13 protein-coding genes and 1 riboswitch are annotated in these 13957 nt (G+C 27.7%); of the genes, 3 read left to right on the forward strand and 10 right to left on the reverse strand.

The window, feature by feature from the left end; genetic code table 11:
- Positions 1–563, forward strand: a 563-nt coding sequence (locus ACRDBA_RS08530; protein ID WP_438572499.1) for an amino acid permease, incomplete at its 5' end; no start/stop codon positions are given.
- Between the two features lie 114 nt (positions 564–677).
- On the opposite strand, the gene thiT is transcribed toward ACRDBA_RS08530, so the two are convergent.
- Genes thiT through thiD form a run of 3 tightly spaced genes read right to left on the reverse strand, consistent with a single transcriptional unit; the run spans position 678 to position 2772 of the window.
- Positions 678–1283 carry an energy-coupled thiamine transporter ThiT gene (thiT, locus tag ACRDBA_RS08535; RefSeq protein WP_438572500.1) on the reverse strand — a complete coding sequence of 202 codons (606 nt, stop codon included), beginning with the start codon at positions 1281–1283 and terminating at the stop codon, positions 678–680.
- Positions 1284–1293: 10 nt separating this feature from the next.
- Positions 1294–1953, reverse strand: coding sequence for a thiaminase II (gene tenA / locus ACRDBA_RS08540; protein WP_438572501.1), 660 nt, complete (start codon positions 1951–1953; stop codon positions 1294–1296).
- Between the two features lie 21 nt (positions 1954–1974).
- Entirely contained in the window at positions 1975–2772 is a 798-nt protein-coding gene (gene thiD / locus ACRDBA_RS08545; RefSeq protein ID WP_438572502.1) for a bifunctional hydroxymethylpyrimidine kinase/phosphomethylpyrimidine kinase, read from the reverse strand.
- A 167-nt stretch (positions 2773–2939) separates the two neighbouring features.
- Positions 2940–3040: riboswitch (TPP riboswitch) on the reverse strand.
- A gap of 116 nt (positions 3041–3156) precedes the next feature.
- On the opposite strand from thiD, the gene ACRDBA_RS08550 reads away from it, so the two are divergent.
- A complete protein-coding gene (locus tag ACRDBA_RS08550) occupies positions 3157–4050 on the forward strand; it encodes an N-acetylglucosamine kinase (RefSeq protein ID WP_438572503.1) in 894 nt (297 codons plus the stop codon).
- Positions 4051–4152: 102 nt separating this feature from the next.
- On the opposite strand, the gene ACRDBA_RS08555 is transcribed toward ACRDBA_RS08550, so the two are convergent.
- Complete coding sequence (locus ACRDBA_RS08555) at positions 4153–6015, reverse strand: ABC transporter ATP-binding protein (protein WP_438572504.1); 1863 nt, start codon at positions 6013–6015, stop codon at positions 4153–4155.
- Positions 6008–8263 carry an ABC transporter ATP-binding protein gene (locus ACRDBA_RS08560; protein ID WP_438572505.1) on the reverse strand — a complete coding sequence of 752 codons (2256 nt, stop codon included), beginning with the start codon at positions 8261–8263 and terminating at the stop codon, positions 6008–6010. Before ACRDBA_RS08560 ends, ACRDBA_RS08555 begins: the two co-directional genes overlap by 8 nt.
- A 179-nt stretch (positions 8264–8442) precedes the next feature.
- Between ACRDBA_RS08560 and ACRDBA_RS08565 the strand changes: the two genes are divergently transcribed.
- Entirely contained in the window at positions 8443–8886 is a 444-nt protein-coding gene (locus ACRDBA_RS08565; protein ID WP_438572506.1) for a MarR family winged helix-turn-helix transcriptional regulator, read from the forward strand.
- A 33-nt stretch (positions 8887–8919) separates the two neighbouring features.
- On the opposite strand, the gene ACRDBA_RS08570 is transcribed toward ACRDBA_RS08565, so the two are convergent.
- The 5 genes from ACRDBA_RS08570 to ACRDBA_RS08590 all read right to left on the reverse strand — a co-directional run.
- On the reverse strand, positions 8920–9705 hold the full coding sequence (locus ACRDBA_RS08570; RefSeq protein ID WP_438572507.1) for an HAD family hydrolase: 786 nt from the start codon (positions 9703–9705) through the stop codon (positions 8920–8922).
- Positions 9706–9739: 34 nt separating this feature from the next.
- Positions 9740–10516: a DeoR/GlpR family DNA-binding transcription regulator gene (locus ACRDBA_RS08575; RefSeq protein WP_438572508.1), complete on the reverse strand. Its 777-nt coding sequence runs from the start codon at positions 10514–10516 to the stop codon at positions 9740–9742.
- 358 nt (positions 10517–10874) lie between these two features.
- Positions 10875–12071: an ATP-grasp domain-containing protein gene (locus ACRDBA_RS08580; protein ID WP_438572509.1), complete on the reverse strand. Its 1197-nt coding sequence runs from the start codon at positions 12069–12071 to the stop codon at positions 10875–10877.
- Entirely contained in the window at positions 12034–13242 is a 1209-nt protein-coding gene (locus tag ACRDBA_RS08585; protein WP_438572510.1) for an MFS transporter, read from the reverse strand. Before ACRDBA_RS08585 ends, ACRDBA_RS08580 begins: the two co-directional genes overlap by 38 nt.
- A gap of 37 nt (positions 13243–13279) precedes the next feature.
- Positions 13280–13957: ATP-grasp domain-containing protein (locus ACRDBA_RS08590; RefSeq protein ID WP_438572511.1), on the reverse strand; the 678-nt coding region annotated here is incomplete at its 5' end.

The raw sequence follows: 13957 nt of genomic DNA on the forward strand, positions 1-13957 counted from the left end.
GCTCTTGGTTTGCTCGTTATATAGGACTTGCAATGTTCCTTGCTTTAACTGGTGCATTTTTCACATTAATTTATTCACCATTAAAGCAACTAATAGAGGGAACTCCATCTGAAATTTGGCCAAAAAGCTGGACTGAAAAAAATTCAAATAATATGCCTGTAAAAGCAATGTGGGTACAATGCTTTATAGTTATAGTTATTATATTAATTTCTTCCTTTGGAGGAGAAAGTTCAAGTGTATTTTTAAACTACTTAATTTTGATGGGCAATGTAGCAATGACTATACCTTATATGTTTTTATCTTACGCCTTTATATCCTTTAAAAAGAAAAAGGAAATTGAAAAACCCTTTGAAATATATAAAAGCACTAAGGTTGCAACCTTTGCTGCAATTGTTGTAACAGTAACAGTTGGATTTGCTAATTTCTTTACTATTATTCAACCAGCTATTGAAACTAAAGATTACTTAGCTACAATATTCCAACTAATAGGACCTATCTTCTTTGGTTCAGTAGCATTTATTTTATATAATAAATATGAAAAAAATCTAAAAACAAACAAATAAAAGAGGCTGTAACTTTAACTTACTAACTAGAATATATACTGCATTTATGTTCTACATACAAGCAATATATTCTAGTTAATTTTGTTTTTGATACATCCTCTTTCTTATCTTAAACTACATTTCTACACTATTTAAATTTGCTGCTTTTTGAAAGGTTTTTATAGGTAATACACCAATTACTAATACTGTTATCAATCCTTCTACTCCAGCACTTGAAAAATTATATATAAAGGAATATAGGATACTATTCATTCCTTCTGGAGCATATTGACTAAAGAATAATACACCAGATAGAAAATTACAAAATACACTTAAAAATACAGCTAATAAACATCCTAATATAATCTTATATTTTTTTTCACTTCCAAAAATCCCTGCAAGTCCAAGTGCCATTGTAGCTAATAAATAATCTAAAAAAAATTGAATTGGATGGACTACAAATCCACCCTTTAATAAGAATAAAATTCCTACTATTAATCCCCCTGTAACTCCTGCTGTCTTTCCATATAAAATAGATAAAAGCATTAATGGTAGCATATAAAGTAATGTTATTCCACCACCTTGAGGATACTTTACAAATTGAATCATACTTAATACAGTTGATATAGCACTAAACATAGCTATAATAATCATTTCTCTTGTATTAAATATTTTCTTTTTTAAATCTAATATGAACATTACCATTAATATAAATATTATTACCCCAGTTAATATAATCATGATATTCCCCCTAATTAAAGCTATTTGCCATATCCCAGAAATTCATTTCATGCTTGCTTGAATTAATGAATATTTGTAAAAGCTCTTCCTTTTCATTATTAGAAATATCTACACAAATTTTATCTATATAGCTCTTCCAGCTTTGAACTGCGTAATTAAATTCATCTGATGAATACTCTTCTATCCAATCTTTATAGAAGTTTTGTTCTAAATTATCATTATACTTGTCCTTTAAATAACAACCTATATAATAATAGCTCCAAGTACAAGGCATTACTGCCATTGCTATTTCTTTTAAATTACCTTTTAAAGCTATTCCTTGCATATAGCTGGAATAACTTGAATTTATAAGTTCTTCTATAGACTTTTCTAATTCTTCAAGATTGATTCCAAAGCCTTCTAAGTATTTTATATGAACTGCTGTTTCATCCTCTAAGCATCCACCTATTGCATTATAATAAAACTTCATATCTTCCATGCTTTTACACTTTACTAAGGCTGCTGCAAATACCTTTGCATATTCCTTTAAATATAAATAATCTTGAATTAAATACTTTTTAAATTTTTCTTTGTCTAAATCTCCTGTTCCAATTCCATTTATAAATGGATGTTTTAAATAACCTTCCCATAATTCTTTTGACTCTTCATATAAATAATCTGTAAATTTCATCTCTATCTCCTTTAATTCATTTTACTTATCAAACTTATAAAAATGATGAACCGGACCTACCCCTTGTCCAATATCAAAGCTATTTTTAATTGCTTCTGTTATATACACCTTACTTAAGCTTACAGCTTCTTCTATATCATAACCTAAAGCTAAATGAGCTGTTATTGCTGATGATATAGTACAACCTGTTCCATGTGTATTTTTTCTATTAAGTCGCTCTGCCTTGAAAACTTTAAAATAATCTTTTCCTATTAATACATCTACAGCATCTCCCTCTAAGTGGCCACCCTTCATTAATACAAACTTAGGTCCAAGTTCTAATATTTTTTCACCAGCTTCTCTCATATCTTCTTCAGTATTTATTTTTATTCCAGTTATTTCTTCTGCTTCTAATGTATTTGGAGTAATTATATATGCCATAGGAATTAAGTTTTCAATTAATGTATTTTTTGATTCCTTTTTTAAAAGTGAATACCCACTTTTAGATATCATTACTGGATCTACTACTAAATACTTTGGATTATATTTCTTTAATGTATCTACTATTTCTATAATTATTTCTGGTGATGATACCATTCCTATTTTTACAGCCTTTGGTTCAATATCTTCAAATACTACTTCTATTTGTTTTCTTATTATATCCCTGCTTAATTCTTCTACTGCAAAAACTCCCTTTGTATTTTGAGCTGTGATAGCTGTAATTATACTCATTCCATATGTACCTATAGCACTAAATGTTTTTAAATCTGCTTGTACACCTGCTCCTCCTGATGAATCTGATCCTGCTATAGTTAATGTAGGTATTTTATAATTTCTCATCTTTTTCTCTCCTTTTATTAAAATTAATAATAAAAAAACAGCTATACTCCTATCTGGAATATAACTGTATAGTAAACATATAAATATAAATTTTAGTAAATAAATAAACCCATTATAAAGAAATTTATCATTTAATAAATTTCTTTAAAGTCTTAAAATAAAACTAAATATATATTTTAAAGCTTTCCTACGCTGGTATTATCCAGATCAGGTATAAGGGTTAATAGATAAACTATCTCTCAGCTTTTAAGCACCCCTAGCAAATTATTCTATTATAGGTATATTATAGCCCTATTTTTTTTATTGTCAATAGATGGATTTTTAATCCTTGTAACCTTTCTTTATGATATAATGTAGAAATACTAGGGATAAGGAGGAATAACAATGAATTACATTATAGGAGTAGATGGTGGAGGAACTAAAACAGAAGCTGTAGCTTATGACTTAAATGGAAATCCCTTAGAGACAGCTCTTTCTGGTTTTGGAAACCTTTTAAATAACGAAGAAGAGGCAGTTAAAAACATAATTAAAGCACTTGATGAATTAGTTAATAAGCTTGGCATGGAAGGGCTTAAAGGAATATATCTAGGATTAGCTGCTGCAGAAGCTGGAAATAATGCTTCTATTGTTTACAATAAAGTAAAAGAAAAATATAACATAGAATCAATTGTTATGAACGATGGTGATTTAGCTTTAAAAGCTTTACTTAAAGGTGAAGATGGAATTTTAGTTATTGCAGGAACAGGCTCTGTTGCATTTGGATTAAATAATAATAAACAATCAAAATGTGGAGGCTGGGGTAATCTTTTAGGTGATGAAGGAAGTGCTTATAAGATTTCTATAGAAGCTTATAAAAAAATGATTTATGACTTTGAATATAAAAATACTATTTCACCATTGTCAAAAGAAATTCTTGAAAGCATTAATGCTAAAACTGTAAATGATATAGTTGGTTATATTTATGGTTCAACAAAGGACGAAGTAGCTAAGGTTGCAGCTTTAGTTTCTAAGTATGCTGAAAATGGAGATGAGTTCTCTATTAATCTTTTAAAAGCAGAAGGAACTGCTATAGCTAAAACAACAGCAAGAGTATTTGAAATGCTTGAATTTGATGAATGTAAAATTGGATTAGTTGGAAGCGTTATCAGAAAATCTATCTTTGTTAAAAATGCATTTGAAGGATATTTAAATGAACATATAAATGTAAAAGAATTTATTTATGATGATGTTTCTCCTACTAAAGGGGCTTATTATTTATATAAAAATTCTTCTAACTAAAAAGAAAAAGGCAATTCGTAAAACTATATTTACTACTTGCCTTTTCTTTATTTTATTATTTATTCTATACTCTATACCTTAGTACTGTCTTATAATATCTAATTAAGAAGCTTCTACATCATCAAATTGGCTATTGTATAATGATGCATAGAATCCATTAGCTTCTAATAATTCATGATGGTTACCTTGTTCTATTATATCTCCATCCTTCATTACTAAAATTAAATCAGCATCTCTTATAGTTGATAATCTATGGGCAATAATAAAGCTTGTTCTTCCTTCCATTAAGTTAGCCATTGCTTTTTGGATTAATACTTCTGTACGAGTATCAACTGAACTTGTAGCTTCATCTAATATTAATATCTTAGGATCTGCTAAGATTGCACGAGCTATAGTTAATAATTGCTTTTGACCTTGAGAAACATTACTAGCTTCTTCATTTAAAACCATATTGTATCCATCAGGTAAAGTCTTAACAAAATGATGAACATGGGCAGCCTTTGCAGCCTTAATAACTTCTTCATCTGAAGAATTTAATTTACCATATCTTATATTTTCCATAATTGATCCGTTAAATAACCATGTATCTTGAAGAACCATACCAAACATACTTCTTAAATCATCACGATTAAAGTCTTGAATATTATTTCCATCTATAAATATTTCACCACTATTTACATCATAGAATCTCATTAATAGCTTAACCATTGTAGTTTTTCCTGCTCCAGTTGGTCCTACTATTGCAACCTTTTGTCCTGGTTTAACATTAGCCGTAAAGTCATTTATTATAATTTTATCTTCACTATATCCAAAGTGAACATCCTTAAATGATACTTCACCTTTAATACCGTCTACACTAGCTGGATTTTCAGCAAATTGAACTTCTTCTTCTTCTTCTAAGAATTCAAATACTCTTTCTGCAGCAGCTGCTGTTGATTGCATTAAGTTTGCAACTTGAGCTGTTTGAGCAATTGGTTGAGTAAAGTTTCTAACATATTGAATAAATGAAAGTATATCTCCAACTTCAATAGTCTTTCTAACTGCTAAATATCCACCTACAATTGATACCATTACATAACCTAAGTTACCTATAAAGGTCATAATTGGCATCATCATTCCTGATAAGAACTGTGATTTCCATGCTGATTTATATAAAGTATCATTTAATCTATCAAATTCAGCAGCAGCTTCCTCTTCCCCATTAAATGCCTTTACTATATTGTGACCACCATATACTTCTTCTACTTGCCCATTTACATGACCTAAGTATTCTTGTTGTTCTTTAAAGTATTTTTGTGATTTTTTTACTACTACTGATATAAATATCATTGATATAGGAAGTATAAGTAATGCAATTAATGTCATTATCCAGCTTATAGAGAACATCATTATTAATACCCCTATAAGCGTTGTAACTGCAGTTATAACTTGAGTCATACTTTGATTTAAGTTTTGACTTATTGCATCTACGTCATTTGTTACCCTTGATAATACTTCACCATGTGTTCTTGAATCAAAGTACCTTAAAGGCATTCTATTTATTTTTTCTGATATTTCTTTTCTTAAGTTAAAGGATACCTTTTGTGATATTCCTGACATTACAAATCCTTGAACATATGAGAATAATGCACTTACTATATATAAGCCTAGTAATATAATCATAATTCTTGAAATATAATCAAAATCAATTCCTACACCAGATCCTGATATCTTACTTACTATTCCATTAAATATCTCTGTAGTGGCTTTTCCTAAAATTTTAGGACCTACTATTGAAAAAGTAGCACTTCCTACAGCAAATATGATAACCATAAGAATTCCTATACTAAAAGGCTTTAAATATCTCATAAGGTTTTTCATAGTTCCCTTGAAATCCTTAGCCTTTTCTCCACCACCCATGGCTCCACCCATAGGTCCGTGTCCACCAAATCCTCTTCCAGGTTTGTTTTTTCTTTCATTACTCATGATTTAACTCCTCCTTTGAAAGTTGTGATAAAGCTATTTGCTTATAAACTTCACAGTTTTTAAGAAGTTCTTCATGTGTTCCAACTCCAACAACTTTTCCTTCATCTAAAACAACAATTTGTTCTGCATGAAGTATTGTGCTTATTCTTTGAGCTACTATTAACACTGTGCTATCAGATGTTTCTGATTTTAATGCCTTTCTTAAGGCTATATCTGTTTTATAATCAAGAGCTGAGAAGCTATCATCAAATATATAAACTTCAGGATTTTTAGCTATTGCTCTTGCTATTGAAAGTCTTTGCTTTTGTCCACCTGATACATTTGTACCACCTTGAGATATTTCTGTATCAAATTTTTCTGGTTTTTCTTCTATAAAGCTTATTGCTTGTGCAATTTCTGCTGACTTTCTTAGTTCTTCATCTGAAAGATCCTTTTTACCATATCTTAAGTTACTATCTATAGTTCCTGAGAATAATATTCCCTTTTGAGGAACATAACCTATCTTTTCTCTTAACTCATGTTGACTTACATCTTTAATATTAACGCCATCTAATAATATCTCACCATTAGTCGCATCATAAAAACGTGGTATTAAGTTTATTAAAGTTGATTTACCACTACCAGTACTTCCTATAAATGCTGTTGTTTGACCTGGATTAGCAGTAAAAGTAATATTACTTAAAACATCTTCATCTGCATTTGGATATCTAAATGATACGTTTTTAAATTCTAATATACCTTTTTTATCTTTATTAAAGTGAGTTACTTTTTCTGAATCTTTTATTACTAACTCTGTTTTTAATACTTCATCTATACGTCCTGCTGAAACAGAAGCTCTTGGTAACATTATTGATACCATTGAAATCATTAAGAATGACATTATTATTTGCATTGCATATTGAATAAATGCCATCATATTACCAACTTGCATTGTACCGGAATCTACTGCATGTGATCCATTCCATACTATTAAGATAGTAATTAAATTCATAATAAGCATCATAGTTGGCATCATTATTGCCATTGTTCTATTAACAAAAAGATTTGTTTTAGTTAAATCTTTATTTGCTTTATCAAATCTATTTTCTTCATGCTTTTGAGTACTAAAGGCACGAATTACAAGCATACCAGTTAAAATTTCTCTTGTTACAAGGTTAACCTTATCAACTAGTTTTTGAACTGCCTTAAATTTAGGCATTGCTAAAGCAAATAATACTAAAACTAATGATAAAATAGCTACTACACCTACTGCTATAATCCAAGCCATAGAAGTATCTGTATTAATTACCTTAATAACTCCTCCTAAACCAAGTATTGGTGCATAAAAGACTACTCTTAAAAGCATTACCATAAGCATTTGTATTTGCTGTATATCATTTGTACTACGGGTTATAAGTGATGCTGTTGAGAACTTATCTAATTCAGTGTTTGAGAATGACACAACTTTCTTAAATACTTTTCCTCTTAAATCCTTACCTAAGTTTGCTGCAACTCTTGCTCCTATAAATGCTACACTAACAGTAGCTACCATACTTAGTAATGCTATCCCTACCATTACTGCTCCAGTATATAAAATATATTTATTTTGCATACTTTCAATATTTAATCCTACTGCTGTATATTCATTTTTAACAAAAGATATTGCTGATTGAACTATTATGCTATCAGGCATATCTTTAAATTTATTATTTATTTCTTCCGTAACTTTATTTAATTGTTCTTTTGGCATTTCTTTAAATAATTCAATTACTGTAGTGTTTTCTGGAATAGTAACTCCCTGTGGAAGGTTTTTACTCATTTCTGCTTTTATTGCTTTTTCCCCATCGCTTCCTGGTGTTAATCCAGATAAAGCTAGCATTGGTTTTGCGAATACTAAATTTAAATTTTCTATTATGTTCTTATCTTTAGTGTTTAACATATAAAGTTCTTCATTTTTAAGTTCTGGATATTTTTCTAAATAATCCTCATACTCTTTAGTAGATAAAGAATCCTTACTTAATAAAATATAATTATCATCAATTGTCTTTTTATTTTCGCCATCAATAAATAGTTTTATATTGTCCATTTCACTTTTTCTAATTACTTTTGGAACTGCATTTTCAATACCATTTTGCTGAATACCTACATTAACTATATTAGATGTATAATCAGGTAATGAAAGGTCGCAAATTGCTTGTACCACTAATAGCCCAACAATAATTAAAATTGAAAAAGTAGATTTTTTTAAATATTTAATTAGCTTAAACATTACTTTTCTCCTTCCGTTGTTAATTATTTAATTATGATTTAATATTAATTATATTTTCATAACTATTATAAGTCAATAACTTTTTTATTGTGCATTAAAAAAAATTAGTTTATAATATTTTTATGTAAGAAGGTATTTTTCTAAATCTTCTACATATTAACTTACGGAGGATTCTTTATATGGACACTAAAAATTTAGCAAAAATTTCTGATGATCTTTTTAATTTATTATTACGCTTAAATGCAAAAACTTTTAATAAGGACGAAATGGTAAAAGGGCTTCCTATGCCACCATCACATGTTAAGGTTATATTTTCCCTTGCACATTTTGGTTCTTTACCTATATCTAAGGTTGCAGAGCATTTATGCATTTCAAAATCTAATATGACACCTATAATTGATAAATTAATTCGTGAAGATTTAGTTGTTAGATATGAAGATCCAAATGATAGACGTGTTTTACTAGTAGAATTAACACCAAAAGCTATAGAAGTATTTGAAGCTGAAAAGCAAAAAATTAAAGATGTTCTTTTACTAAAAATATCAACATTAAATGATGAGGATCTTAAAATATTAGATCAATCAGTATTTAATTTATCTAATATAATTAAAAAACTAAAATAACGAAGGTATAATCTTAACTATACCTTCGTTATTTTAAAATTTCATTATTTCTTTTATAGCATGTACAACTCCGTTGTCATCATTGCTCTTAGCTTTAAATCTAGCTACTTTCTTTAACTCATCATGGGCATTATCCATTGCATAACTATGATAAGCACTTCCCATCATTTCTAAATCATTTAAATAATCACCAAATACCATAGTTTCTTCGTATTTTATATTTAATATTTCTTGAATCTTATTTATTGCAACGCCTTTATTTACTCCTTTAGCTGTTATATCAAGCCAAATTTGTCCTGAAACTGTTACTTGTAATGATTCTCTATAATTATCATAATGATTATTACTATTTTGTTCTGAACCAGCAAAATCACAAATAGTTACTTTTAAGATATCATCATTTACCTTAGTTAAGTCTTCAACAATTTCATATCTTTCATAATATTTTTCAGTTTCTTTAATAAATCTTTCATCTGTTTTCTCTATATAAGCTGCTTTTTTACCACATAAAATAATATATGAGTCCTTTATATTTCTACCAATTTCTATTAATTCTAAGGCTATATCCTTATCTAATGAATTGACTAATATTTCTTCTCCCTTATACACTACAAATGTTCCATTTTCAGCTATAAACATCATATTGTCCTTAATATTATCGAATCTTTTTAATAAATTATAGTATTGCCTTCCACTTGCAGCTGCAAAAACTACATCCTTTTCCTTAAGCTTTTCAAAAACTTCATAAAACTCCTGATGTATCTCATTATTACTATTTAATAAGGTTCCATCCATATCTGTTGCTATAAATTTTATCATAATTCGCTCTCCTTCTTTTGCTTATATTTTAATGTTAATATATTATTTCTAAACTATATTTTTTTAATAGCTCCTCTATTGAATCCTCTGGCTTTTCATCTGTAATTATATAATCTATATCTTCAAGTCCGCTAAACTTAAAAGCGCCATCTACATAAAACTTTTCATTACCCATTAATAAATAAGATTTTTTACTTGAAGCTATAATTGCTTTTTTTGTATTAGCTTCCTCTAAATTAAAGTTGCTTACAAAATTATTTTTTATATTCACCCCAGCTACACCTATAAATGCTTTATCTACTCTAAACTTCTTAATTTCCTCTATAGCACTAGCCCCTACAGTAGCTCCAAGTTTTTTATTGTAACTTCCACCAATACATATTACATCTACTAAAGAATTTTTATCAAAAAGGCTAGCTATTCTATTCATATTGGTTATAACAGTAACTCTTTTATTAATATTTGCAAGCATTGTAGCTAATGTATAATTTGTACTTGCTGTATCTAAAAATATAATATCTTCATCCTCTATACAATTTAACGCTTTTTTTGCTACTTCTTCTTTTTCATCTATATCAGTAATTACTCTTGATGTTAAATTTTCATTATGTAAAATCTTTCTTTCTAAAATAGCTCCACCATAAGTTCTTTTTACTATTCCAGTTCCTTCTAACTTTTTTAAATCTTTTCTAATCATTCCTTCTGATACATTAAAGATTTCACTTAATTCCTTTACTAAAACCTTTCCTTCATTTTTTATGATTTCTAATATTTTATCTAATCTTTCTTCCATAAAAATTTGATCACTCATTTTATCAACTCCAAATTTTCTTCTCTTTAATATCATTTTATCACTTTTTTAACATTTTTCAATACTTTTATTATCATTTATTATCACTTAGTATCGATTACTTTTAAATAAATATTTTAACATTAAATAACTTTCCCAAAATCTATGATCTATATTTAAAAGAAGTAATATCGATATTACTTCTTTTAATTTTTCAGATATCGCCCAAATAATAGGTCCCAATTCATAAATTTACTATACTTATGATATTTTTAATTTCTAAATGACAAAATCCTAAGTCACTTACTACTGACTTAGGATTCTACTTAATTTTTATGTCTACACTTTCATTTCCATTAAATGGACTTTTCTATATTCATTAATTCTCCCAAACTGTATTATTATTTTGCCATTCAACTAATTCAGAAATTCTATTAATAATCTCATCTTGATTATCACCCGATACAACATACGAAACTATTGATGCAACACTACAGTCTGCTCCCTCAAAATACTTATTTATATCTTCTTCTTTAAAATATACATCCTTAATCCAATCGAAGTTTGCTATTTGTATATCCTTTAAAGTACCTTTTTTAGGTGGTATTATAACCCATCCAGAGTATTTCATTTTTTTATAATCTACTTCTAATTCAGATGATAAAAAAATTTGCCCTTTAATAGATTCACTAAGTAAATCAATATTATATGAATATTCTATAGCCTCTTGTATCATTCCTCCACCAATTCTTGAAGCTATTTCACATAGTACAACTTCTCCATTAGAGTCTATAAAAAACTCCACATGAAATGCTATTGCATGTTTTGGTGTTTCAATAGAATCTAATACAATCTTTACTTTTTCATTTAATTTATCATACTTAGGATTGCTTTTCTCTAGCATGTAAGATCCTAAGTATTTACCTTGTTCAAAAGACAAACATGTATTTATATATTTAGATGGAACACTAAGTAAAATACAACCACTTTTATAAAGTCCATCAACATGGTACATTTCCCCATCTACAAACTCTTCAATCATCAAATTATATATATTGTTATTTTTATAATAATTTCTTAACTCCTCTCTACATCTAACTACCTTAACACCTATTGATCCTGCTCCTAATCTTGGCTTAATTACAACTGGAAAATCATTCTTTTTAATAAAATCTTCAATATCTAATACAGAATTAACTTTTTCAAATTTAGGAACTTTAATACTATCTTTAAGAGCATCTTTCATTAAATACTTGTCCCTAAATTGAAAAGAGCTTTTACCATTCTGTCCATTAATTTTTAAATAATCTCTAAGAACTCCAATCCTTTCGATATCATACTCGTATGTCGCAACTATTGCTTCAAACTTTTCTTTTTCATGCTCAATTATTATATCAGAAATCAAGTTACCATCAAAATCTAAATTTTCATAACTATAAACTTTATCGTACATTAGGCTGAAATCTTTTCTGAACTTTTCTTTAGTAAAAAAATGTATATCTAATTTTTTTTCCTTTAAAGCCTTTTCATAATTAACCCTAAGAGGAGAGAAGTGATTTATTATCGCAATTTTCATTTTTAAATTCCTCCACTTTATCAAATTTATATTCATAAATTCTAGAAACAATTATTACAAATGTCGTAACAATTGTTAATAATACGCTTATCAAAATTCCTTTGTATGATCCAAAGTTATTTGCAGTAAACATTAATATAGCTAATGATATTGGTTTTGTTATTTGAGTTAATAATTTAATTGAACTATTTAACCTACCTAACATATTTTTTTCTGCAATAGTTTGAATAATTGTATTTTGAGCTATTAAATAAATTACTGCTCCAATATTACATATAAATAGTGCAACTCCTACCATAATCCATGATTTTATTAGCAAAAATAGTATCCCAATGTTATTTATAATTAACCCATAAAAAAGCATCTTTGCTAACTTTAAATTTTTAAATCTTTGTGGAACGAACGTTCCTATAAAAGCTCCTATTCCAGATATTCCTATTATGAATGAAATTTTACTATCACCTAGACCAAAGTCATTACCTAAATAAAACATCAATAATTGAATTAATCCTGCATCTGCTAGATTTGATAATGCAACTATTATAACTAATACTCTTATAGCCCTAATATTAAATATATACATAAATCCATCTTTAACATCTTTTATAATATTTGATACACCTATTTTTGATTTTTTCTTTTCTTCATCTATTTTAATTTCTCTATAAATTATAAATCCAAATATAATTAATGTACCAATATTAAATATAAATATTGATTCTACTCCTGTCATTAAAATTATCAATGATGCTATAAATGGGGCAGATAGTTCTGTAATTGTAGTAATTGATGATATTTTTGCGTTACCAACTTTTAAATTTTCACCATATACATATGGAGTGATTGAAAAAATTGAAACCTTATAAATTTGAACATTTATAGCAATTATCCCACCAAGTATATAAATATACATACTTGATTGTTCAAAATATCCAACAAAAAATATAAAAATAATTACTATAATCTGTACAATTGTAGAACATATTAAGATAATTCTTTTATTTGATTTATCTATTATAGCTCCTATAAATGGCCCTAAAATTATAATTGGTAATACCTCAATTATCCCCATTAACCCCATACTTGCCGCTGACTGAGATAATTTAAAAACTAATAGTGGTAATGCTATATAATAAAAATTACTTCCTAAACTATTTAAAGCAAGTGCCAATAAAAACCATATTTTATTCTCATTATTTTTCTTAATATTAAATCACCTCATCATGCCAAATAAATGTATTTAATATAGTTTTATTTAACTTATTAATCTTTTCAACAAGTTCATTTTCATTTTTTGCTGAAAGCACACAGCCTAAAACATAATCAGAACTATGTTTACCTTTTTCATATCTTTCACCAACATTAGCTTTTAACTCATAGTAATCTAACTCATCTGTAATTTCGTAAAACTCATCTGTAACACCTTTAAATATAGCATTTATAGGAGGTATTAATATAAATCCATAAGCTTTATCTTTAATATCAATTTCTAACCTATTTTCACTATCAAGTTGAATTAGACAAGAGTATTCATTTAACGTAACTCCATACTTCATTTCTATTGTTTTACTAATCAGTGCACCACCAGTTCTACTTGCAACTTCACATAAAACAATTCTTTCATCACCTTCCACTATAAACTCTATATGAAATGAACTTCTAATATTCTTCATCATTCCAGTCAATAATTTATTTGCTTCTTTAACTATTTTAAGTCTTAATTCATTTTCTCCAATAATATAACTACTTAGTGGTTTATTATTCTTAAATTCCAAACACCCAGTATTATATTTAGACACCACTATGAAAATTATCTTTTCACCATCAAAAATTCCATCAACATGATACATATCACCTGAAATATACTCTTCTATTTCAAATTTACC

Origin of the sequence: Clostridium sp. (assembly GCF_051654825.1) — a bacterium.
Classification (GTDB): Bacteria; Bacillota; Clostridia; order Clostridiales; family Clostridiaceae; genus Clostridium.

Coding starts and splice junctions, on each gene's coding strand:
- thiT (WP_438572500.1), bottom strand. CDS start 1,283: ATGATTATATTAACTGGGGTAATAATATTTATATTAATGGTAATGTTC.
- tenA (WP_438572501.1), bottom strand. CDS start 1,953: ATGAAATTTACAGATTATTTATATGAAGAGTCAAAAGAATTATGGGAA.
- thiD (WP_438572502.1), bottom strand. CDS start 2,772: ATGAGAAATTATAAAATACCTACATTAACTATAGCAGGATCAGATTCA.
- ACRDBA_RS08550 (WP_438572503.1), top strand. CDS start 3,157: ATGAATTACATTATAGGAGTAGATGGTGGAGGAACTAAAACAGAAGCT.
- ACRDBA_RS08555 (WP_438572504.1), bottom strand. CDS start 6,015: ATGAGTAATGAAAGAAAAAACAAACCTGGAAGAGGATTTGGTGGACAC.
- ACRDBA_RS08560 (WP_438572505.1), bottom strand. CDS start 8,263: ATGTTTAAGCTAATTAAATATTTAAAAAAATCTACTTTTTCAATTTTA.
- ACRDBA_RS08565 (WP_438572506.1), top strand. CDS start 8,443: ATGGACACTAAAAATTTAGCAAAAATTTCTGATGATCTTTTTAATTTA.
- ACRDBA_RS08570 (WP_438572507.1), bottom strand. CDS start 9,705: ATGATAAAATTTATAGCAACAGATATGGATGGAACCTTATTAAATAGT.
- ACRDBA_RS08575 (WP_438572508.1), bottom strand. CDS start 10,516: ATGAGTGATCAAATTTTTATGGAAGAAAGATTAGATAAAATATTAGAA.
- ACRDBA_RS08580 (WP_438572509.1), bottom strand. CDS start 12,071: ATGAAAATTGCGATAATAAATCACTTCTCTCCTCTTAGGGTTAATTAT.